The sequence below is a fragment of the Pseudomonas sp. P1_A1 genome (assembly GCF_056406935.1).
In genome coordinates this window covers 159,072-181,514 of sequence record NZ_JBFTZE010000001.1, presented here as the reverse complement: position 1 = coordinate 181,514, position 22,443 = coordinate 159,072, and the positions used below count along the sequence as shown (strand labels likewise).

Here is a 22,443-nt window from a genome sequence, read left to right as displayed (position 1 = left end):
TGAATTAGTGAGCCGGGCCGAGGAAAGACAACCAACGGCGTTCAGCCAGGCGGAACAGGCCGACCAGGGAGAACGTGACTGCCAGGTAGATCAACGCAGCGAGGCCGAACGACTGGAAGGTCAGGAAGGTCGCCGAGTTGGCGTCCCGCGCGACTTTCAGGATGTCCGGGATGGTCGCGGTGAAGGCCACGGTGGTCGAGTGCAGCATCAGAATCACTTCGTTGCTGTAGTAAGGCAGCGAGCGACGCAGGGCGGACGGCATGATCACGTAGGTGTACAGCTTCCAGCCGGTCAGCCCGTAGGCTTTGGCCGCTTCGACTTCACCGTGGTTCATGCTGCGAATCGCCCCGGCAAAGATCTCCGTGGTGTAGGCGCAGGTGTTCAGGGCGAAGGCGAGGATGGTGCAGTTCATCGCATCGCGAAAGAACGCATCCAGTACTGGCTGAGCACGCACCGCAGCCAGGCTGTAAATGCCGGTGTAGCAAATCAGCAGCTGAATATAGAGCGGCGTACCGCGAAACAGATAGGTGTAGAACTGCACCGGCCAGCGTACCCAGACATTGCTCGAGACCCGGGCAATCGACAGCGGGATCGACATCACGAAGCCCAAGAAGATCGAAGCACTGAGCAGCCAGAGGGTCATGGCCAGCCCGGTGATGTGATTGCCGTCCTGGAACAGGAAAGGTTTCCAGTATTCCTGCAGTAGCTCGATCATCGCACGGCCTCCCGGGTGCCTGCGGCGTAGAAGATTTCCATCCGGCGCAAGACGTAGTTCGAAACGGTGGTGATCACCAGATAGATCAAGGCGGCCAGAATCAGGAAGAAGAACAGCTGATAGGTGCTCTTGCCCGCGTCCTGGGCCACCTTGACCAGATCGGCCAAGCCGATGATCGACACCAGCGCGGTGGCCTTGAGGATCACCATCCAGTTATTACCGATGCCCGGCAGGGCAAAACGCATCATTTGCGGGAACACAACCAGGCGAAAGCGCTGAGCGCGGGTCAGGCCGTAGGCGGTAGCCGCTTCCATCTGCCCTCGCGGTACGGCAAGGATGGCACCACGGAAGGTTTCGGTGAAATAAGCCCCGTAGATGAAGCCCAGGGTAATGACCCCGGCGCTGAACGGGTTGATCTCGATGTATTCCCATTCCATGAAGTCGGTAAACGAGGACAGCCAGGTTTGCAGGCTGTAGAAGATCAGCAGCATCAGCACCAGGTCCGGCACCCCGCGAATCAGCGTGGTGTAGGCCTGCGCAGGGACACGCAGCAGTGCCGATTTCGAAAGCTTGGCGCTGGCGCCGATCAGGCCCAGGCCAACGCTCACCAGCAAGCACAGAAAGGATAATTTGACCGTCATCCAGGAGCCTTGCAGCAACAGCGGGCCGAAACCCTTAAGGCTAAAGTCTGACAGCCCAAGAATCTGCAATAGGTTTTCTAACATTGAGCAGCCCTACGTCAATCAAAGAAGAGCCCATCCGGAAATGGGCGCAGGGTCATTATTTGTCGCTGTAGAGATTCAGATCGCCAAAGTGCTTCTGTTGGACAGCCGCATAGGTGCCATTGTCGTGCAGTGCCTTGATACCTTTGTTCAGCAAGGCCTGGAGCTCGACGTTGCCTTTGGCCAGACCCACGGCGGTTTTGGCTGGCAGCAGGGGGCTTTCGACTGGCTCGCTGGCCTGGAAGTCGGCGCCTTGTGGCGACTTCAGGAAGCCCAGTTCGGCTTGCAGCATGTCCTGGATCGAGGCATCGAGGCGTCCGGAGATCAGGTCAGCGTACACCTGGTCCTGATTGGCATAGGCCTTGGTCTCTACCCCGGCCTTGTCCAGCACGGCCTTGGCATAGGCTTCCTGGATGGTGCCTTGCTCGTAGCCGATTTTCTTGCCCTTGAGAGAGGCCGGATCGGTGCCGATTGCCGCGCCTTTCTTGAATACCAGCGCGGTCGGGCCAGAGAACAGCTCGTTCGAGAAGTCGATGACTTTCTCACGTGCCGGCGTGACGGTCATGGAAGAGATCACGCCATCGAACTTGTTGGCCTTGAGGCCGGGAATCATGCCGTCGAAATCACTTTCGACCCATTTGCACTTGACCTTCAGCTCCGCGCAGATCGCGTTGCCCAGGTCGATGTCGAAGCCCACCAGGCCGCCGTCGGCGGCCTTGGATTCGAACGGCGCATATGAGGGGTCGACGCCAAAGCGCAACTCCTTGTACTCCTTGGCCAGCGCAGAACCGGCAGCCACACACAAAGCCAATGCAGAAAGAGTGAGAAATGCTTTTTTCATTATTTTATTCCCAGGGACCATCGAAAGCGCTTGTGCCGCAAGAGCGCGTGTACTGCGCTGCGAAATGTCCTATGCACACGCAAGTACTTGTACAGACAAGCATATGCAATCACCCGGCCAATTCGCCGATTGGGCGTTTGAGAACGCGCGTACAGCGCTCTGGGATGGGCTTGGCAGGCAAGTGAACGCTGGGGGGGAGGCAGCCTGCGGGGCTGTTACCTAAGCAAGTTTTTACACCCGGCTGGGGTATGCGGTAACAAAGTGTGGGGTTAAGGGCGCTGACTGTCCTGGCTCAAGCCTTGACCCAACGCTGACGGCTCCAGCTACTCAATGTATCGACCGCCAAGACCAATAACAGCATCGCCAGAATAACCGTGCTGGCTTGAGCTTCCTGGAACAGGCTGAGGCTGACATAGAGCATTTGCCCCAAACCACCGCCGCCGACAAAGCCGAGCACACTGGCCATGCGGATGTTGTTTTCCCAGCGGTACAGGATGTAGGCCAGTAGCTGTGGCAACAGGTTGGGCAGGGTGCCGTAACAGAACGCCCATACGGCATTGGCGCCCTGCAAACGGATCGCGTCGGCCGGTTCCGGTGGGGTGTTTTCCAGTGCTTCGGCGAACAACCGGCCGAGCACGCCGGAGGTGTGCAGGGCCAAGGCCAGGGTGCCGGCGTTGGGACCGAGCCCGGCGGCCAGGACCATCAGCGCGGCCCATACCAGTTCCGGCACCGCGCGCAAGGCGTTGAGCACCAGGCGTGACGCGCTCTGCAAAAGCCAGCCGTAGCGCCCGGCCGCGGGCAATGCCAATAACAGGCCGAACACCGCCGCGAGCAGGGTGCCAAGGGCCGACATGGCCAGGGTTTCCAGGGCGCCGTGGCCGATGGCTTGCAGATGGCCCGAGCTCAGGTCCGGGCTGAGAAAACGCTGGGCATAAGCGCCCATCTGCTTCAGGTTGCCGGTGCCGCCGAGCTCGCCGAGGTCGATGCCCAGGTAGATGAACGAGGCGACGACCGCTGCGCCGATGCACAGGAGCAGTGCCAGGTTGAACAGGCGATTCATGTCAGCCTCCAGCGCAGCAGGCGGCTGAGTTGATCGGCGAGCAGCACCAGGACGAGGAACGTCAATAACAGACTGGCCACTTCACCGCCGGCGAACATGCGCAACGACAAATCCATTTGCTGGCCCAGGCCGCCGGCTCCGACGAAGCCCATCACCACCGAGGCGCGGATGGCGCATTCCCAGCGGTACACCGTGTACGACAGCAGTTCCGCAGCGACATTGGGCAGGATTCCGTAGCAAAAGGCTGCGAGCCGACCGCTGCCGGATTGCAGTAGCGCGTGCACCGGACGCTGGTCGATCGACTCGAAAATTTCCGCGTAGACCTTACCCAACATGCCGCTGTAGGTGATGGCAATGGCCAGTACCCCGGCCGTCGGGCCGAGGCCGACGGCGCGCACGAACAGCAGGGCCCAGACGATTTCCGGCACGCTGCGCAGGAAGATCAGCAAGCCGCGTATGGGCCAACGCAGCAGTTGGCCCCAATAGCTCGGGTGGCCGGCACGGGAGGCAGCAGACAGCGACAGAGCACGACTGGCGAGCAGGCCGGCGGGAACAGCCAACAGCAACGCCAGGGCCATGCCGGCCGTGGCGATGGCCAGGGTCTGCAGGGTGGCTTGCAACAACAGCTGGATGAACTCGTCGCCATGGGCCGGTGGCCAGAAGGCGGATACAAACCGGCCCATCTCGCTCTGACTGTCACTCGCCACCAGCACACGGAGGTCCAACTCGCTGAAGCGGATGCCGGGCCATAGCAAGGCAAGGGCCAACAAGGTGAACAGCAGACGGGGCAGGGCGGCCGGATCGCGGGTGTCAGACGTCAGCATCGGGGAATCTGTACACTCAAGGGGGGCAAAGGAACCGGCGAGGATTGCAACTGCTCATTGGCGTAGAGTTTGTCGAGCAGCTCGCGGTCGACGGCGCTGGCCGCAAGGTCGAACAGGATCTGTCCATCACGCAAGCCGATGATGCGCGAAAAGTGCGCCAGGGCCAGCTCCACCGCGTGCAGGCTGGCGACCAGGGTGACGTTCTGCTCCCGGGCATGGCGGCACAGCACCGAAAGCGTGTGCTGGGCCAACACCGGGTCCATCGCCGATACCGGCTCATCGGCCAGCAACACCTCGGGCGCTTGATACAACACGCGGGCAATGCCCACGCGCTGTAGCTGTCCACCGGACAGTTGCTGGCAATGCGCGAACAACTTGTCACTCAGGTCCAGCCTGGCCAATGCCGCGCGTGCGCCCGGAACATCCAGCGGATGCAGCAGGTTCAGCAGGCTCTTGCCCAGCCCCCACTGACCCAGCTTGCCGGCCAGCACTGCGGTGACCACGCGCTGGCGTGGGGGCAGGGGAGGCGCTTGATGGATCAGACCGATGCGCGCGCGCAGCCGCTGACGCTGACGGGCAGAAAGCTGCCAGACGCGCTCGCCAAGCACCTGCAGCTCGCCGGTGCCCGGTCGCAGGGCGGTGGCCAGCAGATTGAGCAAGCTCGACTTACCCGCGCCGGACGGGCCGATGATCGCGACCTGTTCGCGTGCACCGATGTGCAGATCCACGCCACGCAGCGCCTGGACACCGTTGGCGTGGGTAAGGCTGACCTGGGTCAAATGCAATGTCATTTGAGCAATTCGGCGGCGCGTGCGGCTTCCTCGATGCCCTTGTAGTTTTCAGGCTTGGTTTCGATGAAGCGGCTGGCGGCCTGCAGGTCCAGAATCTCCTTGTCCCTCGGGTTCGCCGGATCGAGCGCCAGGAACGCAGCCTTTATCTTGGCTGCCAGTGCCGGGTCGAGGGTTCCGCGCACCGTCCAGTTGTAGTCGAAGTATGCTGGGGTGGTCGAAAACACTTTGACCTTGGTGGTATCGACCTTGCCGGCGGCGACCAGTTTTTCCCACACGCTGGCGTTGAGCACCCCGGCGTCGACCTTGCCGGCCTGGACCCAGGCAACGGTGGCGTCATGGGCGCCGGAGTAGCCGACGCGACTGAAGTAGGTCTCCGGCTTGATGCCTTCCTTGAGCATGAAATAGCGCGGCATGAGACTGCCGGAAGTGGAGGACACCGAGCCGAAGGCAAAGGTCTTGCCCTTGAGATCGGCGAGGGACTTGACGGTTGGGTCGGCGGTGATGAATTTGCTGGTGAATTGGGCGTCCTGTTCGCGCTGCACCAACGGAATGGCATTGCCGGTTTTCAGGCGTGCCTGCACGAACGTGAAGCCGCCCAGCCAGGCCAGGTCGATGCGATCGGTAGCCAGCGCCTCGACCACCGCCGGATAGTCGCTGACAGGCACGAACTCAACCTTCATGCCCAATTGTTGTTCCAGATAGGCGCCAAGCGGCTTGAACTTGCGCAGCAGTTCGGTCGGGGCTTCATCGGGAATCGCGCTGACTTTCAGGGTCTCGACGGCTTGCGCCAGCAGGGTGCAAAAAGACAAGGACAAGCCGACGGCCACTGCCAGGGTACGCTTGAGCATGGAACATCTCCGGTGCATTTACGAAAGAATGTCGAGGCGCCTGGCACAAGGTGATTGCTGCGTGGCGCTTTGTGAGGGTAGCCGAAATGGAGCGAAATTGACTGCTTTTGGGCTACTGCTGTTTATCGAGAAGGGCGGCATACGACCCGAAGCAGTCCTTGATGTATGTTTGTTGTCGCCATATGTTACGGGCATTCATGGAGGATTCTGACTGATGGCACGCGTGGGGTTGATACTGACACCCGGTTTTGCGGACTGGGAATATGCTTTCATTGCTGGAACTGCGTCCCCGTTTTACGGGATCGACGTCAGGTTTTTCGCTCCTGCTACGGGGCAGTTCCGCTCGCAGGGTGGATTGGCTGTAACTGTCGATAGCAGTTTGCAACAATGTCTGGACTGGAAACCCGACGTTGTTGTCGTCATTGGAGGAATGGTCTGGGAACGTGCAGACGCACCGGATATTCGAGACTTTCTTCATGCTAGTCGTTCAAGTGGAGCGATAATTGCCGGTATCTGTGGGGGAACGCTGGCACTTGCGAGGGCCGGGCTTCTCGACACGGTTCCTCATACCTCGAACAGCGCTGACTTCTTAAAACAAAATGCCCCAGGTTATGAAGGGCGCACGCTTTATCGAAGCAGTCCAGTAGCTGTGGTTGCAGACCGCATCATAACCGCTCCAGGCCCTGCACCCGTTAGCTTCACCTGCGCAGTGTTCGAAGGTGCCGGGCTATCTTCAGAGATCATTTCTCAGTTCAGGTCAATGTTGGCAGCGGAACATCGGTGACCGCTACGTCCTACAAAACAGCCGATCAGGTGATGTGTTCGAGTGGCTACTTCTGGCCGATTTCTGCCTGTCGTAGCGGGCAGTAATCGGCCAGAAGCGCTCCGGCTATCGTTTCAACATAAACAGGGGCCAGAGTGCCAAATCGCGCATCCTGACGATCTGATCGGAGGAGTTCGACCTGCCGCCCTCCCACCAACAGGGTCGTCCGGCGCATCGGTTCTTCAGCATCCCGCTAGGGCAACCTGTCGCGCTTGGCGAAGATGCTTGCCATTTCCGCCATGTTCTCGGTTCCCCAGGTGCACAGCGGGATGATCGCCTCAGCCAGGCTGCGACCGAGCGGGGTCAGCGCGTAATCCACGCGCGGCGGCACTTCCTTGTAGTCGGTCCGCGCCAGCACGTGATCGGCCTCCAAATCCTTCAATTGCTGGATCAGCACCTTGTCACTGACGCCAGGGATCAAACGCTTGAGTTCGCCATAGCGCTTTGGACCGTCGCGCAGGAAAAACAGGACCAGCGGTTTCCACTTGCCCGAGATGATGCGGAGCGTGGCGTTGAGCCCGCAGCCGGGGTCGCAGGTTTCAGAAGGTGTCGTCATATTGGGTACTTACCTAAAGGTGCATACTTGTTGTTAGGTTATTAGAACCGCATAGTCGTTCTCAAGCAAGCAGCTCCCTGCTTCCATACAACGCTTAGGAAGGATGCACGACATGACCAGACTGAATGGAAAGACCGCTGTGATCACCGGTGGCGCTACGGGCATCGGTCTCGCCGCTGCAAAACGCTTCATCGAGGAGGGCGCCTTCGTCTTCATCTTTGGCCGCCGGCAGGAAGCGCTTGACGCCGCTGTGGCCGAACTTGGGCCCAATGCCCGCGCGGTGAAGGGCTCGGTCTCCGATGAGGCCGACCTCGACCGACTCTACGCGGCGGTGAAGGCCGAGCGCGGAACCCTCGACATCGTTTTCGCCAATGCCGGGGCGGGAGGCCCGCTTCCGCTCGGCAAGCTCACTGCCGAGCACATTGACGAAACCTTCGAAACCAATGTGAAGGGTACGATCTTCACGGTCCAGAAGGCGCTGCCGCTGATGGGCCAAGGCGGTTCGATCATCCTGACCGGATCGAGCGCCGGCACCACGGGCGCCCCGGCATTCAGCGTCTACAGCGCGAGCAAGGCGGCAGTGCGCAACCTCGCGCGGACCTGGGCGGAGGACCTGAAGGGCACCGGCATCCGGGTAAACGTGCTGTCGCCCGGGCCGACGGCGACCGAACTCGCGAAGGCAGCGCTAGGCGAGGAGGGCATGAAGGTCTTCGCCTCGATGAATCCGCTCCAGCGCATGGCCGATCCGGCGGAGATCGGAGCGGTGGCTGCCTTTCTCGCGTCACAGGACAGCAGCTTCATGACCGCCAGCGAGGTCGCCGTCGACGGCGGCCTGGCGCAAATCTGACGCGCTACGCCTTACGGCGCTCCATTCGATCGTTAGGAGCGCCGTAGGGCTCGGTAAACCCAAGGAGAATATATGAGCTACGCAATCATCGGCTTCGGCAATATCGGTCAGGCCCTGGCCAAGGCGTTTGCCCGCAACGGCATCGAAGTAGCCGTTGCAACCACGCGCGACCCGGAAAGCTTTGCATCCGCCGCAGCAGCGATCGGACCTCAGATCATTCCCAAAAACCTGGCGGACGCGGTCAAGGCGGACATCGTCTTTTGGGCTGTCCGTTTCGAGTCGCACCCGGATGTCGCCAAGGCGTTGCCGACCTGGAAGGGGAAGACCATCATCGATGTGACCAATGCCTACGGCGTGTCCCCTGAAGAACTGGGAGGAGAGCCATCTTCCAGAGTCGTCGCGCAGGCCTTTACTGGTGGACGACTGGTCAAGGGCTTCAACCATTTGGGCGCCGCCGTCCTTGGCCAGGATCCGGCCGTACAGGGTGGCAGGAGAGTCGTGTTCCTGGCGAGCGACGATGACGGCGCCGCAGCGGAAGTGGGTGCGCTTGCAGAAAATCTCGGTTTCTCGCCGATCAAACTGGGTGGGCTTTCGGAAGGTGGACTGCTTGTGCAGGCGCGCGGAAATACCTGGGGTCAATTGATCTTCAAGGACTTGGTCAAGTTCGACTGATGAATCGTGATCGCAAATGTTGATGCGGTCCTGGCCACAACTTATACGAATAGGTAAGTGCTCAATAATGAAGGAGAGGAATGATGATGCTTGATAATGAAAGAATAATCAGAGAACTCTGCGCCGCCGCGGAAGGGCAGGGAACGGATATCGAGAAGTTTGTTTCCATGTTCTCTGAGGAAGGCTACATGTGGGATATGGCATCCGGCATGAAGTTTCGCGGCAAGGCCATTGGTGAGTCTATCGCGGGTATGGTCAGTGCGTTCCCCGATGTCCACCGTGAGATATTCAACGTCCATGTCGCGGGAGACGTCGTCGTTGTCGAACTCGCGATTCGGGGAACGCACAAGGGTGATCTGCCTCTTGCTTCAGGGACGCTAGCCCCCACGGGCAAGAAGATAGATGTCCCGTCATGCGATGTTTTCCACCTCGAAGGCGGGAAGGTCAAATATTTCCATTGCTACAACGAGGCTTCTGCGATGCAGCAACAACTCGGCCTCGTCCCCCGCTGAATGACGGACACTACGCGATCCTCTGTAAGAGCAATGGAGAAGTCTTTATGAGCAATCAAGAGAATATCCAGATTGTGAAGGACTTTTTTGCAGCAATGGGCAGCGGCGATAGGCAAGGTCTGCTGGCGTTGTCTGCCGAAGACATCGAGTGGATCATTCCGGGAGAGGGGTGGCCGCTGGCCGGTACGCACCGCGGGCATGCGGGATTGGCAAATGTGCTTCAGAAGGCTTGCGCAGAGATGGAAGTTTCCTCCCCGCAGCCCCCCGAGTTCATAGCGCAGGGAGACCGGGTTCTGGTCGTCGGCTTTGCTACGGGGAAAGTCAAAGCCACGAACAGGACGTTTGAGGACCATTTTGTCTTCGCCATCACTGTTCGCAATGGCAAGCTGACGAACATCCGGGAGTACGTCGACACGCAAGCATTGGCGCGGGCCTCAGAAATGGTCGCGAGCCCTCGGACCTGAGTCATCGGAACCGATACCAACTCATTTGCGCGCCGTGACAGGGCGCGTTCACCGCTTTGTTCATCCCCCGCTCTCAGGAAAGATGCACCCGCCGTTGCGGACCAGAGCCTTCACTTCCTCGCTCACCTGCATGGGGTTTTGACTTAATCGAGCAACCAAATCCTCGTGGCGCCGCACGTACGACTTCGAATCATGCTTCGCGCTCCAGGGCACAAGTCTATGGCCCGCGCGCGCAGCGCGTGGGCAAGCTTGTGCCTTTCGAGACCTATCTGCGCCAGCGCGTAGAAGCCGCTCGATCACATTGGATTTCCGCCATCGTGCTGTTGAGGGAGATCCGCTTACGGCCCCGGTCAGCACCGCTGGAATCCCGCGCTATTGAATTTGGCAGAGCGCTACGGCTTCACACCGAAAGTCTGCCGGCCTTATCGCGCGCAGACCGAGGGCAAGGTCGAGCGCTTCAACCACTACCTGAAAAACAGCTTCGTAGTGCCACTGACCGCGTCACTTAACCAGGTCAACTTGCTGTTGGACGTTGAGGTCGCGGTGGGTGTGGTTTCCACTAAGGCTGAGGCCGCAAAGTTGTCGTTTGATGCAGGAGCAATATGCGAAACCGCCTCGGCGAATACCTTTGCTGACGGCCTTGCCGTGCGTAGGCCAATTCCAGAAGCCTTTGCCATCTACGCGCAAGGTGCGCAGCGAATCGTATCAGTCAGTGAGGCGCAGATTGCCGAGGCCATGTGCGTGTATTACACCGATATCCACAATCTTGCTGAAGGGGCGGCTGCGGCGGCTCTCGCGGCTCTCGCGGCGCTCATTCAGGAGCGTGAAGCAATGGCTGGAAGAAGGGTGGGTGTGATTCTGTCCGGAGGGAATGTGGACCGATTGGTGTATGCGAGAGTGATTGAGTGAAGTAAGTCGATGGAGTAAATGACCGCTGTTGGCCGATTCTGGTGAAGAAGTCGACCCGGGCAGGATTTCTTTGCTTTTTGAAGTGACCTCGGTCAGCTACTACCAATAGTGTTTCCAACATCATCGCCTTGCGGGCCTGCTTGGCCATCGAGCTGAGTTGATCTTGGTCGGAGCCGAGGTTGGTAGCGGCCATGGCGCTCGTGCAGGATCAGAGCGGCCTGCCCCGGCGATCTCTTCAATACGGGCTTGTATCAGTTGGCGGCTCCTTTATGGGTAACGGGCTCGGCAGCGGGATTGACAACTCGCTCGCGCTGCGGCAAACGGCCGTTTAGCACGGCGTACGCGACCAGACCAATCAGTAGCCCCCAGAACGCTCCGCCAATCCCGAACAAGGTAATGTTGGCGGCGGCTGCCAGGAAGGTAATCAGCGAGGCTTCGCGGGATTTGGCTTCGGCCATGGCACTGGCCAGGCTGGCGCCGATGGTGCCCAGCAGGGCGAGCCCGGCCAGAGTAGTGATGAAGGTTGCCGGGAAGGCCATGAACACCGCAGCGAGGGTCACGCCGAAGACCCCGACGAGGATGTAGAAGACGCCCGCAGCAATGCCGGCGATCCAGCGCTTGGAGGGCTCTTCGTGGGCCCCCTTGCCGGTGCAGATGGCTGCTGTAATCGCCGCGATATTGAATGCGTGGGAACCATAGGGCGCCATGAGTAGGGAACCCAACCCGGTGATGGTCACGATCGGATTGGCACTGGTGCTGAATCCATCATTGCGCAGCACCAGCATGCCAGGCATGTACTGACCGGTCAGGGTGATCAGAAACAGCGGCATCGCGACACTGAGCAAGGCATTGAGCGAGAACTCAGGCAGGGTGAATACCGGCGCCGCGAGTTGCGGTTCCAGCCCCGACAAATCCACACGTCCCTGAATCAACAGGAAGGCCAGCCCCAGTACCAAAATGCCCACCACTGCGTAGCGTGCGGTGAAGCGCTTGAGCACGACGTAGGCGACAATCAGCAACCCGACCAGCATAGGGTCAATGCTCATACCGCCAAAAGCACCGATGCCGAACTGCAGCAGGATACCGGCCAGTAGCCCTGCGGCCACACCCGGCGGGATCAGTCGGATGACTTTTTCGAAGTAACCGGACAGGCCCAGCAGCACGAAGGCCGCAGCCGAGAGCATGTACGCGCCCACCGCCTCAGCATAGGGCGTGGTGGCTAGGGCGACGACCAGGAATGCCGCTGCGGGTGTCGACCAGGCCGTGATGATCGGCTCACGGGAAACCCAACTGAGGAACAGCCCGGTAACGCCCACGCCGATCGACACGGACCACACCCACGAAGCCGTCAACTCGGGGCTCAGTCCGGCTACCTTGGCGGCCTGGAAGACCAGAATGAAGGTGCCGCCATAGTTGACGATGACCGAGATCAGACCGGCGACAATCGGATGGATGAGATCGGTGAGGCGAATAGGTGACTTGGATGCTGAAGAAGACATGGCTTTATTTTGCTCCTTGCAAAGCGAGGTGCTTGGCCTCGACTGGAAAGTGATTTATAGGGCTGCAATGGTCTGTTTAGCCCCTGCACTTTTTGCGCGACGGCGTTCAAAGTTGTCCCCCAGGCGATAGATCGTCGAGCACAGAGGCAGTAGCGATGAACAAAGTCTACGGATAGACTGGCCTGCCGTTGTAGACCAATTTGTTAGTCTGAGGCAGACCACATGGCGAAAGCCTTCGAACTCGAAACGCTGAAGATACGACTCAACGATGCCGAGTTTCAGCTGTTGGATCTGCACCAACGGATTCAGCGCGCCCTGCGTGCCTTGATCCTCGATGGTGTTCTTGACTCTGGCCTGAAGCTACCGGCGACCAGGGTCCTGGCCAAGACGCTCGGTGTTGCCCGCGACACGGTCGAGAATGCCTATGTGCAATTGCACCGTGATGGTTTCATCGTGCGGCGCGAGGGCTCTGGCAGCTATGTATCCGATGCGGTTGGCACCGAATTGCTCGGAGCCGCGCGCCGGCGCATTAAATTGAAAGACACCCAACGCAGCGAGGCGGCGCCAGAACCTGGCTTGAGTCAGCGAGGGCGGATGATTTTCGACAGTGGTGGGGTTACCGATCAACAGGTGATCAAGGCCTTTGCCACTGGTCTGCCGGAAACCCGCACCTTCCCCACCGATGTCTGGGAACGCTTGCAACGCCAGGTCATGAGGGACTACCGGGGCAATGTCCTGCTGCATGGCGACCCGCAAGGCGCTGAGCCGCTGCGCAAGGCCATCGCCACCTACTTGAACCTTGAGCGCGGTGCCAAGTGCTCCCCCGACCAGATCCTGGTGCTGAGCAGTACTCGCCAAGCTCTGTTCCTGTGTGCCCAGATGCTAGTGGACGCCGGCAAACCGATCCTGCTGGAAAACCCAGGCTACTTCGGCGCCAGGAAAGCCTTTGAAACGGCCGAGACCAAAGTCGTGCCCATTGACGTCGATGCACAGGGCATACGCACGGACCTGCTGCAGGCAGACCGCAGCGGCGCCAATTGCGTCTATGTCACGCCTTCTCATCAATACCCCACCGGGGCGACCTTACCGCTGGAGCGTCGACTTGAGCTGATCCGTTGGGCGGCCGAGTGTGGTAAGTGGATCATCGAGGACGACTACGATAGCGAGTTCCACTACGACGGGCTGCCGACCGCGTGCGTGCAGGGCCTGGACAAATACCAGCGCACGATCTACCTCGGTACCTTCAGCAAGACGCTCTATCCGGGGTTGCGGATGGGCTACATGGTGCTGCCTTTCGAGCTGGTCAAAGCTTTCACCTACGCGCGCAGCATCATGGACGGCCACACGCCACAGATCCTTCAACTGACCCTGGCGCGCTTCATGGAAGACGGCCACTACAACTCCCACGTCCGGGCTATGCGCAAACTCTACGCCGGACGCCGTGCAGTTATGCTCGATGCAATCGGCAAGCACCTGGACGGCATTGCCACAGCATTACGCCCCCAAGGAGGACTGCAGATTCCCTGTCTACTGGCCGATGGCTGGTCGGAGGAAAAGACCATCCACCAAGCTGCCAGCGCGGGCGTGCGACTGCCCGGCCTCAGCCGGTTGTACGCCGGCGATGAGAAGAAACAAGGGTGGCTGTTGGGCTATTCGTCCTTGACCGCTTATGAAATCGAAGCGTCGATGGTGCGTCTGACCAATGCGCTGAAAACCAAATAGGGCAACGGCATTGTGAGTCCATTCATGACGGTTTCCCTCTAGTTGCCCAGGGCATAGTTCATCAACAAGCTTTGCGCCTAAGCGGTAAGGTGCCTTGGCCTCGATGGTCACCTTGGATAAAGCGCTTCATTGGCGATCCCTGCGATGAAATCCTCAGAAGTCATAGCAAGGGTTCGCGGAGGCGTTTTTATATACTCGGGGCCGTTTCCTGTCGGTCACGACCGGCAGCTATGGCTCAGCACCAACCTACACAAATCTTCTAAACGTCCTATTCAAAAGCGCGGTAATTTAGTCGCCCGCACAGTTCAAAGCTGAACCATACCTCTGGAGCCTTCCGTGGATAAACGCAACTGGATTGAGCTGTCCCAGGATGCCGATACCGGGATTGAATCGATTCGTGCCCATTTTCAGGGGCATGCCTACGATCCGCACTGGCATGACAGTTTTCTGGTGGGGGTCACCGAACAGGGGGTGCAGCAGTTCAATTGCCGACGCGTTCGCCATCTTAGTACGCCGGGCAAGGTATTCATGCTGGAGCCGGGGGAAATCCACGATGGGCATGCGCCGACCGAGGAAGGGTTTACCTATTCCATGCTCTACCTCGATCCGCACTGGCTTGAACGGGAGTTGCATGCGTTGTTCGAGCACGCGCCGGCCGATAGTCAGCCGGGCTTTGCCGACACCCTGAGCCAGGATCCGGGCCTGGCCACTGCCATTTATCAAGCCTTCCACGTGCTCCATGAGGGTGACTTGCGCATCGTGCGCCAGAGCGCCATCGATACCTTGTTGGGGGCGCTCACTTGCCACCTTGATTGGCGCAAGCGGCAGGCCTTTGATCCGCGTCTGCCGTTGGTGGCCCAGGTTGCGCGTGACTATCTGCATGCCCATGTCTACGAGGACGTCGGGCTGGATGATCTGGCTCAAGCCTGTGGTGTTGATCGCTTTCGCTTGACGCGGGCCTTCAAGGCAGCCTTTGGGCTGGCGCCTCATGCTTATCTGATCCAGCTGCGCCTGGCCAAGGCGCGGCAGCTACTGGCGCGGGGCGAGTCGCCGGCGCAGGTGGCCAGTGCTCTCGGGTTCTCCGATCAAAGCCATATGGGGCGCTGGTTCCGCCGTGCCTACCAGCTCACACCAGCGGACTACCGCAAGCGCTGCTCAAACCTTCCAGACTGAATCCAGCTGACCCGCGACCATGGCCTCCTATCTGATCAAGGAGTCCATGCCATGTCTTTTTCGCTGTTCCTTTCTGCGCCTTCGATGTGTCCTCAGGGAGTCTGAGCCATGGAATCGTTGTTGCCTTTCCTGCTGTTTGCGTTCGTTGCCTCGATCACCCCGGGGCCGACCAATATTCTGGTGCTGAGCCACAGTTCGCGGTGGGGGCTGGGCGCTACGCTGCCGATCATTTTTGGCGCATGCGTGGCGGCGGCGCTGATTGTGTTTGCCGTCGGACTCGGCGTGGGCGAGACGCTGCTGCGGTTTCCGCGAGTGCAGCAGGCGATGGCCTGGGCCGGGGTGCTCTGGTTGAGTTGGCTGGCCTGGCAGATCTTTCAAAGCGCGCCGCCGTCCCTGAGCCCGACTACCCCGCGCGACGAGGGCCTGAGCGTGTTCGGTGCCGCCACCCTGCAATTGCTCAACCCCAAAGTCTGGATGATGGCGGTGGCGGTGGTGAGCGTGTTTGCCGGTGGTGGCGACAAGACCATGCGGCTGGTGTTGTTGTCGCTGGTGTTTCTGTTGGTCTCCTTGCCGTGCATGACCCTGTGGGCGCTGCTCGGCGTGGGTAGTGCTCGGTTTTTTGGTTCGCCACAGGCGTTCAAACGCGTGAACCATGCACTGGCTTTTTTGCTGCTGGTGTCGGCCTGGTTGACCGTGCTGGTGTAGGTCGAACATGCCTGGGCAGGGCGCTTTAATCAGCAGCCAGACCCCGCCAGACGTAGGGTGATGATGAAGGCCTGTATGGAGAAATAGGCGGGCAGAATGCGTTCGTACAGAGACTTCAAGGGGGTATTGCCAGGCCGACTGTAGTCTCGATTGTCCAGTAACGTTCTGGTTCTGACCGTTTAACTTGCTCTAAATCGTTTTTACACAGCTTCGGTCGTTTTCTGCCTTTCACGACAGGCAGAAAACGACCCAGGCTGTGTGAAAACACATTTTTAGAACGATTCGGCCATGGGGGCATTTGACTAGGTTTTGAGGCACCATATGGTCTCTAGGAATCCAGCAGCTCGACGCAGCTCGCAAACCAAATCAGGAAGAATGAATGCCTTCCCGTCGCCGCCTCAGTAGTGTCTGTCAAAGTATTGCGCACCACGCTGCGAGCAGACTGTCGTACGTACACCCACATCTGTTGCAAGCACTCAAAGCGACCGGGGAATCGATCGCGACGGTGGATCTACTGAGTGCGACCCCATACCCGAAGGAGCTTCGCAGTCATCCCCACCTTCCCACCGCCCTCTCTTCACTACGTGATCGTTTTGAACAGATTTTGAAATCTGAAGGATTTTTAATAACCGACCTCAACGAGGCCAAGCTATTTTTCATACCTGATGGCCAATACCACGACGAGTATTGTTGCGAATGCCACGCAAGGTTGTCCCATTCAAGCGGCCATAAATACTTTGCGGCAGTCAATTGCATGGGTAAATCCATTGTTCCCCAGCTTGCCAATATCTGACCAATCCCCTCCGGTAATGTCCTCAATCCAGGTGGAAGGCGAGCTTTGCTTTAAGGCCAAAAGCCGGAATACGCCGAGGATGATCTAAGCTTTTTTTCGTCTAGATCGTATCGGGGGCGATCATGAAGCGATTCATTGAGGGTGAGGCTCGGACGCAAGTCACCTTGCTGCCGGAGTGTCTGGACGATTACGTAGCCGAAGAAAATCCAGTGCGCGTGGTCGATGTTTTCGTCGATGAACTCGAGCTGGGCGCACTTGGTTTTGAGGGCGTCGATCCTGCAGCAACTGGTCGTCCGGCGTACCACCCGGCGGTGTTACTGAAGATCTATATTTACGGCTACCTCAATCGGATTCAGTCCAGCCGTCGGCTTGAGCGTGAGGCCGAACGCAACGTCGAGTTGATGTGGCTAACGGGGCGTTTGGCTCCGGACTTCAAAACCATTGCCGACTTTCGCAAAGACAACGGCAAAGCCATTCGCAGCGTATGCCGCCAGTTCGTAGTGCTTTGTCGCAACCTCAATCTCTTCTCCCGATCGATCATCGCCATCGACGGCAGCAAATTCAAAGCCGTCAATAATCGCGACCGCAACTTCACTCAGGGCAAGGTGAAGGCACGCATGCAGCAGATCGAGCAGAGTATTGATCGATATCTGGCGGCGATGGATTCGGCGGATCGGGCAACGCCCGAAGTGGCCGAGGCCAAAGCAGAGCGACTTAAAGAAAAGATAGAAACACTGAAAAAGCAGATGCAGAAACTCAAGGACATCGAGGCGCAACTCCACGAAAGTCCTGACCAGCAGATCTCCCTCACAGATCCTGATGCACGTTCAATGGCCACGAGCGGCCGAGGCACCGGAACGGTTGGCTACAACGTACAAACAGCTGTCGACGACAAACACCATCTGATCATTGCCCATGAGGTGACCAACGTTGGTAATGATCGTGGGCAACTGAGCAATATGGCGAACCAAGCGCGCGAAGAAATCGAGGCTGAGTCGCTAACGGTGGTGGCCGACCGAGGCTGGCAGTAAAGCCGAAGGCAGATTCGGCAAACAGGATTTCATCTATCTTATTGCGTCGGACGAGTATCGATGCCCTGCGGGGCAGTTACTAACCAGGCGGCATTCGTCGATGGAAGACGGCATGTTATTGCATTGTTACTACTTCTCGGGCTGCCAGTCCTGCTCAATGCAAAAGCAATGTACAACGGGTAAGGAACGCCGTGTGAAGCGCTGGGAGCATGAGGCGGTAATCGACGCGATGCAGGTTCGGCTGGAGCATGACCCGGGAAAGATGAAGGTTCGCCGCCAGACTGTTGAGCATCCTTTTGGAACGCTCAAATATTGGATGGGAGCCACCCACTTCCTGACCAAAACACTTCCGCGGGTAAGTACCGAAATGAGCCTTCATGTGCTCGCCTACAACCTCAAACGAATGATGAGCATCTTCGGCATCGCAGGACTTCTTGAGGCGATCAGGGCGTGAATCCAGCTGCTTGGCTCGCCAGTTAGTAGCCGTTTGGGCCGCTGACGCGGCCCAAATGGCATTACAAATGATTATGTACCTGACTGAGGTAATTCGCGCTTCCGCCCGCATATTTCACAGGCAATCCTCGCGCCTCTCAGTTTTCGACATATTTAACGCGTTTTCACACAGCCTGGACCCAAAGCTGTCCTTCAAACCATCTCATTTAAAGTAAAGGTATGGTCCATCACGCCTTTTTCTTAATAGCGCGAATGGCTGCCATGTAAGCGCTGTTTCCTATTCCGATCTGACCCCAGACCTCGCGGCTTTCTCCTTCCTGGCGGTCGTATTGTTCATCCGCATCCCACAGTGAGAGGACTTGGTTTGGAAACCAGTATTCATATGAGGTGAAATCATGAGGGCCAGAATTATCTGAAGCAGCCATCAATGAAAACACTTCGGTGGCAGAGCGCGCGAAGACATCGATGCCCTTGAACACGAACGTGAAATTCGGGTTTCCGCAGACACCAATAAACCAGACTTCATCGCTTGGCCCGTAGGAAAACTGCATGCAGGATTCGCAAAAATAATCAACGCCGTCGTGGGAGTTCTCGAGTGGGAATCCAATGGCAGCCATTGTTTGCCTCGCTACAGCGCGTGGTACGCCAAGCCGCACGGGACCAATGGCTTCGAGTGGTGAGATTTCAAAAACAGGCATCTACTGCGCTCCATAAAAGCGAAAAGCCTAGCTAATAGTTCAGTGCCATTACCAGTACTAACGCAACCTTCTCAACGACTGCTTTTGGCCGTTTTCTGCCTGTGACGAGGGGCAGTAGACGGCCAAAAGCAACCGGTTGCGTCAGGCAAAAAACGGCCAAAAGCAGCCGCTCGAAGGTATCGACGAAAATTCGGTGACTCCGCTTTTGTTGATTGACGCGCTGTCTTAATAAGGCCGCACGCAAGAAGCCCTGGCGTTGGCCAAGKTGGCCAAGCATGTTGCCGCGCTTGAGCAGCGACTAGGTGCGCGGTTGCTGAACCGTACCACTCGACGCCAGAGTCTGACTGAGTTGGGCAGCGCTTACTACGAACGCTGTAAGCACATTTTGAGCGAGGCTCAGGCTGCCGACTCCCTTGCGCAGATCATGAACGACACCCCGCGCGGCAAACTGAAAATCAGCGCTCCCGTAACGTTCGGATCCTATAGCCTCATGCCCTTTGTGACGGAGTTTTTGCGTCAACACCCGGAAGTCGAAATCGATCTGCATTTGACCGATCGCTTCGTCGATCTGGTGGAGGAGGGTTATGAAGTGACTTTCAGAATTGGCCCGTTGACCGCGTCCAGTTTGACCGCCAGGCCGTTGGCGCCTTATCGGTTGATAGCCTGTGCGGCACCGAGCTATCTGACCGACCGTGGAGTGCCGCAAATACCGGATGATCTGAAGAACCATGAGTGTCTGGGGTATGCCTATTGGTCCCGGCCGGCCGACCGCGAATGGGTGTTCTGCAAAGACTCCGCAGTTGAACGGGTACAAGTCGTCAGTCGATTGCAGGTCAACGAGAGCAAAGCACTGCTGTCGGCAGCGCTGGACGGGTTCGGGATTGTCCTTGGTCCCGAAGACTTTCTTGAGCCCGCGTTGCGCAGCGGTGAGTTGGTTCGACTGTTAGCTGATTACGAAGCACCGAGCCGACAAATGCATTTGCTCTACACGGCCAATCGTCAGAGAACTGCCAAACTCCGACGATTTATCGAGGCTGCGCTCGTCCGCTTTGGTGCTCCTTGAGCAAGCTTTTGAGTTGTCTCAGCCGCATTGAATTGTGATTGATCGCGGTCGCAGGCTACTGCTTCATTGACTGGCTGCTGTTGGGCCGATTGTTGCCTGTCGCCAAGGGCAGTAAACGACCCATTGCAAGCGATCACAGCCAATGCCGTTACGGTCAGTTTGCCCGCGCCGAGAGTCGCGTCGTGCAAGATCTACCCGGTTGCGCCGCGCTGGAGCATCACGCTGCGTCAATGCCTGTTGCAACCGCCGAGCCACTGCTACACCAGGACAATACGTTTGAGCTTGGCGTTCAGTGCGGCGAACGCCGCTTCGGTACTGGCCTTGTGGTTGGTGATGAGCACGTCGATGCGTTCTGGCGGGCAGAAAGCGACGCGGCTCTCCACGCCGATCTTGCTGTAGTCGGCGAGGATGACCACGCCTTCGGCATTGTCGGCCATGGCGCGCGCCACTTCGGCTTCGCGGTGGTCGTAGTTGCTGGCACCGCGCTGGGCGTCGATGCCGACGGGCGATAACAGCGCGAGGTCGGCCCGATAGCGGCCAATTTCCGCCACCGTGGTGCCGCCAACCGTAGCGGGAGCACGGTCGCCGAGCGAGCCGCCCAGTACGATCACCTCGTTGTGCTGGCCGCCTGGCACAGCGGGATTACGCAATTGCAGCGCCACGTTGAACGAGTTGGTGATCACGGTCAGCCCTCCCAGCTTGGCCAGCTCTTCGGCGAGGATGACGGTGGTGGTGCCCGCGTCGATAAACACAGTCTGTCCGTGCGACAGCAGACTGACCGCTGCGCGCGCGAGGTCACGCTTGAATTTGACGTTGATGTTCGCCCGCTCGGCGATGGGCGCTTCGTCCTCAACGCGGATGGCGCCGCCGTGTATCCGCTTCAACTCCCCCTGTTCTTCCAGAGCGACCAGGTCGCGTCGCACCGTCTCGCGTGAAACGTTCAGCTCCGTGACGATGCGGTCGGTGGTGACGCGCTGCAAAGTCGATAGTAGTGCTCGGATCCGCTGGTAACGCTCTTCTTGCCACATACCGGGTGTCCCTGCTGTTCGAGTCGCTGTCCGAGCACGCATTGTGGAGGGGCGTCAGTCGCTGTCAAGTTTGGCGCGGCCTCATGATCATTGGGTTGGCGCGGCCTGCGCGTCATATTTGTGCGATATTGAGGCATTATTGTTTTTTTGTGTATTTGGAGCTAGCCTCGGGGCCGGACGGTTTCTTCCCCTCGTCCGCATTTCGAAACACGCTTTCGCCATCGCCTCGGTTGTAACCTCTCATCTAGAAGTAGGAGCAATGCCATGCAGCGTCGCCAGTTTCTGAACACCCTCGCCACCGTTTCCGTTGTCAGTCCGCTGTTGTTGTCATCCCGCATAACGCAAGCCGCCACGCCCCCGGCTACACCAAGTGCGCTGGACCCGGCGCGCTGGTCGCCGCTCAACCAAAAGCGTCTGCAGGCGGTGATCGATGAGCACGGCGTCAAGAGCGCGTCCTACCGCCCTGACCAGCGCCCGTACGCGGTGTTCGACTGGGACAACACCTGCATCATGAACGACTGTGAAGAAGCGCTGCTGGTCTACCAGATCAATCATCTGCAGTACAAGTTGACGCCCGATGAGTTCGCTGAGGTGGTGCGTCAGGACGTGCCGAACGGCGCGTTCATGAAGGACTACACCACGGTGGACGGCAAGCCGGTCAAGATGGAAGACATCGCCAGCGACGTAGAAGCGGATTACCGCTGGTTGCACGCCAACTACAAGGGGCTCGCCGGCGACAAGAGCCTGGAAGAGATTCAGGCCAGCGAGCAGTACAAGGATTTTCTCGCCAAGCTCTACTTTATGTACGACGCGATCTGCGACAGTTACCCGGTGGAGATCGGCTATAAGTGGATTCTGTATTTCTACAAGAACATGACCACGGCTGAGTTGCAGGCGATGGCCGAGGCTTCCAACAACTACGCCATCGGCGACGCACTGCGCAAGGTCAAGTACGAGAGCTCACGCACGTTGCCGGGCAAGGCCGGGGTGGTGGCGGATACGCACTTTCATGGCATCCGCATCCATGAGGAAATCCGCGGCCTGATGCACACGCTGCGCGCCAACGGCATCGACGTCTATGTCAGCACCGCCTCGATCGACGATGTGGTACGCGTGTTCGCGGGCAATCCTCATTACGGATACGACGTGCCGCCTGAGAACGTGATCGGCCTGCGCATGGCGATGGAAGGCGGCAAGTACACCACTCGCTATCAGCCGGACTGGCACTTCAACTACGGGCCGGGCAAGACCGTCGGCATCAAGAACGTGCTGGTTAAACAGAAGGGCTATGGCCCGGTTTTGGTGGCTGGCGACAGCGATGGCGATGCCTGGATGCTGCGCGACTTCAACGATACGGCGGTGGGGGTGATCGTCAACCGCATGAAGAAGGGCGAGATCGGCGCCGACAGCCAGCAGGCCGCTACCCAGTTGGGCACCCCGAACGCCCGCTTCATCCTGCAGGGGCGCAACGAGCACACTGGCCTGATGATTCCAGACGAGAAATCGCTCAAGTACGGTAAAGACGAGCTTAAGCTGCTGGCTTGATGGCACTGGCTCGCGGGTGGCCGGCGGCCATCCGCGACCCGCAGTGCAACTCGCCTTGTACCTGCGGGAATGATGATTCTGCGTCGGAAAGTCGTTACCGCTACCGGCCCGAGTGAGCCAGTCGTATCGAGTCAAAATTGTGAGTGGCC

The 22,443-nt window shown here is 58.8% G+C and carries 21 protein-coding genes and 4 pseudogenes; 13 read left to right on the top strand and 12 right to left on the bottom strand.

Translation table 11 applies throughout. The annotated features are described in order from the left end of the window. Positions 1-4: 4 nt before the first annotated feature. From AC1D2Q_RS00925 to AC1D2Q_RS00895, 7 genes are all read right to left on the bottom strand, one after another. Complete coding sequence (locus tag AC1D2Q_RS00925) at positions 5-715, bottom strand: ABC transporter permease (RefSeq protein WP_428635964.1); 711 nt, start codon at positions 713-715, stop codon at positions 5-7. Then, entirely contained in the window at positions 712-1,440 is a 729-nt protein-coding gene (locus tag AC1D2Q_RS00920) for an ABC transporter permease (protein ID WP_477811921.1), read from the bottom strand. Before AC1D2Q_RS00920 ends, AC1D2Q_RS00925 begins: the two co-directional genes overlap by 4 nt. 55 nt (positions 1,441-1,495) lie before the next feature. Beyond that, positions 1,496-2,278, bottom strand: a complete 783-nt coding sequence (locus tag AC1D2Q_RS00915) for a transporter substrate-binding domain-containing protein (RefSeq protein WP_477811920.1) — start codon at positions 2,276-2,278, stop codon at positions 1,496-1,498. Between the two features lie 292 nt (positions 2,279-2,570). After that, positions 2,571-3,338 carry a phosphonate ABC transporter, permease protein PhnE gene (gene phnE / locus AC1D2Q_RS00910; RefSeq protein WP_477811919.1) on the bottom strand — a complete coding sequence of 256 codons (768 nt, stop codon included), beginning with the start codon at positions 3,336-3,338 and terminating at the stop codon, positions 2,571-2,573. Beyond that, the gene (phnE, locus tag AC1D2Q_RS00905) at positions 3,335-4,162 is read right to left on the bottom strand and encodes a phosphonate ABC transporter, permease protein PhnE (protein WP_477811918.1); all 828 of its coding nucleotides are present in this window, start codon (positions 4,160-4,162) and stop codon (positions 3,335-3,337) included. Before phnE (AC1D2Q_RS00905) ends, phnE (AC1D2Q_RS00910) begins: the two co-directional genes overlap by 4 nt. Then, positions 4,156-4,953 (bottom strand): phosphonate ABC transporter ATP-binding protein, encoded by a 798-nt coding sequence (locus AC1D2Q_RS00900; RefSeq protein ID WP_477811917.1) that lies wholly within the window; start codon positions 4,951-4,953, stop codon positions 4,156-4,158. Before AC1D2Q_RS00900 ends, phnE (AC1D2Q_RS00905) begins: the two co-directional genes overlap by 7 nt. Continuing rightward, complete coding sequence (locus tag AC1D2Q_RS00895) at positions 4,950-5,801, bottom strand: putative selenate ABC transporter substrate-binding protein (protein WP_477811916.1); 852 nt, start codon at positions 5,799-5,801, stop codon at positions 4,950-4,952. Before AC1D2Q_RS00895 ends, AC1D2Q_RS00900 begins: the two co-directional genes overlap by 4 nt. Before the next feature lie 214 nt (positions 5,802-6,015). Here AC1D2Q_RS00895 and AC1D2Q_RS00890 point away from each other — a divergent pair, with 214 nt between their 5' ends. Continuing rightward, a complete protein-coding gene (locus AC1D2Q_RS00890; RefSeq protein WP_477811915.1) occupies positions 6,016-6,585 on the top strand; it encodes a DJ-1/PfpI family protein in 570 nt (189 codons plus the stop codon). A gap of 232 nt (positions 6,586-6,817) precedes the next feature. On the opposite strand, the gene AC1D2Q_RS00885 is transcribed toward AC1D2Q_RS00890, so the two are convergent. Then, positions 6,818-7,180 (bottom strand): winged helix-turn-helix transcriptional regulator, encoded by a 363-nt coding sequence (locus AC1D2Q_RS00885; RefSeq protein WP_477811914.1) that lies wholly within the window; start codon positions 7,178-7,180, stop codon positions 6,818-6,820. 112 nt (positions 7,181-7,292) lie between these two features. Between AC1D2Q_RS00885 and AC1D2Q_RS00880 the strand changes: the two genes are divergently transcribed. The 5 genes and pseudogenes from AC1D2Q_RS00880 to AC1D2Q_RS00860 form a co-directional block, all read left to right on the top strand. Then, the gene (locus AC1D2Q_RS00880) at positions 7,293-8,027 is read left to right on the top strand and encodes an SDR family NAD(P)-dependent oxidoreductase (protein ID WP_018930253.1); all 735 of its coding nucleotides are present in this window, start codon (positions 7,293-7,295) and stop codon (positions 8,025-8,027) included. Positions 8,028-8,099: 72 nt separating this feature from the next. Beyond that, entirely contained in the window at positions 8,100-8,699 is a 600-nt protein-coding gene (locus AC1D2Q_RS00875) for an NADPH-dependent F420 reductase (protein WP_477811913.1), read from the top strand. Positions 8,700-8,782: 83 nt separating this feature from the next. Continuing rightward, a complete protein-coding gene (locus AC1D2Q_RS00870) occupies positions 8,783-9,211 on the top strand; it encodes an ester cyclase (protein ID WP_477811912.1) in 429 nt (142 codons plus the stop codon). A 47-nt stretch (positions 9,212-9,258) separates the two neighbouring features. Beyond that, the gene (locus AC1D2Q_RS00865; protein ID WP_477811911.1) at positions 9,259-9,675 is read left to right on the top strand and encodes a nuclear transport factor 2 family protein; all 417 of its coding nucleotides are present in this window, start codon (positions 9,259-9,261) and stop codon (positions 9,673-9,675) included. A 330-nt stretch (positions 9,676-10,005) separates the two neighbouring features. Continuing rightward, positions 10,006-10,584, top strand: a pseudogene (locus AC1D2Q_RS00860) (pyridoxal-phosphate dependent enzyme); the annotation flags it as partial. Between the two features lie 76 nt (positions 10,585-10,660). Here AC1D2Q_RS00860 and AC1D2Q_RS00855 read toward each other — a convergent pair. Both AC1D2Q_RS00855 and AC1D2Q_RS00850 read right to left on the bottom strand, forming a co-directional pair. Then, a pseudogene (locus AC1D2Q_RS00855) lies at positions 10,661-10,768 on the bottom strand (hypothetical protein); the annotation flags it as partial. A gap of 67 nt (positions 10,769-10,835) precedes the next feature. Further along, positions 10,836-12,083, bottom strand: coding sequence for a benzoate/H(+) symporter BenE family transporter (locus AC1D2Q_RS00850; RefSeq protein ID WP_477811910.1), 1,248 nt, complete (start codon positions 12,081-12,083; stop codon positions 10,836-10,838). Between the two features lie 222 nt (positions 12,084-12,305). On the opposite strand from AC1D2Q_RS00850, the gene pdxR reads away from it, so the two are divergent. The 5 genes and pseudogenes from pdxR to AC1D2Q_RS00825 all read left to right on the top strand — a co-directional run bounded on the left by pdxR (position 12,306) and on the right by AC1D2Q_RS00825 (position 17,961). After that, a complete protein-coding gene (pdxR, locus tag AC1D2Q_RS00845) occupies positions 12,306-13,805 on the top strand; it encodes a MocR-like pyridoxine biosynthesis transcription factor PdxR (protein WP_477811909.1) in 1,500 nt (499 codons plus the stop codon). A gap of 336 nt (positions 13,806-14,141) precedes the next feature. Beyond that, positions 14,142-14,978 (top strand): helix-turn-helix domain-containing protein, encoded by an 837-nt coding sequence (locus AC1D2Q_RS00840; protein ID WP_477811908.1) that lies wholly within the window; start codon positions 14,142-14,144, stop codon positions 14,976-14,978. Positions 14,979-15,086: 108 nt separating this feature from the next. Further along, positions 15,087-15,683, top strand: a complete 597-nt coding sequence (locus AC1D2Q_RS00835) for a LysE family translocator (RefSeq protein WP_477811907.1) — start codon at positions 15,087-15,089, stop codon at positions 15,681-15,683. 379 nt (positions 15,684-16,062) lie between these two features. Continuing rightward, a complete protein-coding gene (locus AC1D2Q_RS00830) occupies positions 16,063-16,476 on the top strand; it encodes a hypothetical protein (RefSeq protein WP_477811906.1) in 414 nt (137 codons plus the stop codon). Between the two features lie 122 nt (positions 16,477-16,598). Beyond that, a pseudogene (locus AC1D2Q_RS00825) lies at positions 16,599-17,961 on the top strand (IS1182 family transposase). A 226-nt stretch (positions 17,962-18,187) separates the two neighbouring features. Here AC1D2Q_RS00825 and AC1D2Q_RS00820 read toward each other — a convergent pair. Then, complete coding sequence (locus tag AC1D2Q_RS00820) at positions 18,188-18,658, bottom strand: hypothetical protein (RefSeq protein ID WP_018930309.1); 471 nt, start codon at positions 18,656-18,658, stop codon at positions 18,188-18,190. 268 nt (positions 18,659-18,926) lie between these two features. On the opposite strand from AC1D2Q_RS00820, the pseudogene AC1D2Q_RS00815 reads away from it, so the two are divergent. After that, positions 18,927-19,721, top strand: a pseudogene (locus tag AC1D2Q_RS00815) (LysR substrate-binding domain-containing protein); the annotation flags it as partial. A gap of 257 nt (positions 19,722-19,978) precedes the next feature. On the opposite strand, the gene AC1D2Q_RS00810 reads toward AC1D2Q_RS00815, so the two are convergent. Next, the gene (locus AC1D2Q_RS00810; protein WP_085717995.1) at positions 19,979-20,749 is read right to left on the bottom strand and encodes a DeoR/GlpR family DNA-binding transcription regulator; all 771 of its coding nucleotides are present in this window, start codon (positions 20,747-20,749) and stop codon (positions 19,979-19,981) included. Between the two features lie 264 nt (positions 20,750-21,013). Here AC1D2Q_RS00810 and AC1D2Q_RS00805 point away from each other — a divergent pair, with 264 nt between their 5' ends. Continuing rightward, positions 21,014-22,294 (top strand): haloacid dehalogenase-like hydrolase, encoded by a 1,281-nt coding sequence (locus AC1D2Q_RS00805; RefSeq protein WP_018925648.1) that lies wholly within the window; start codon positions 21,014-21,016, stop codon positions 22,292-22,294. Positions 22,295-22,443 lie beyond the last annotated feature (149 nt).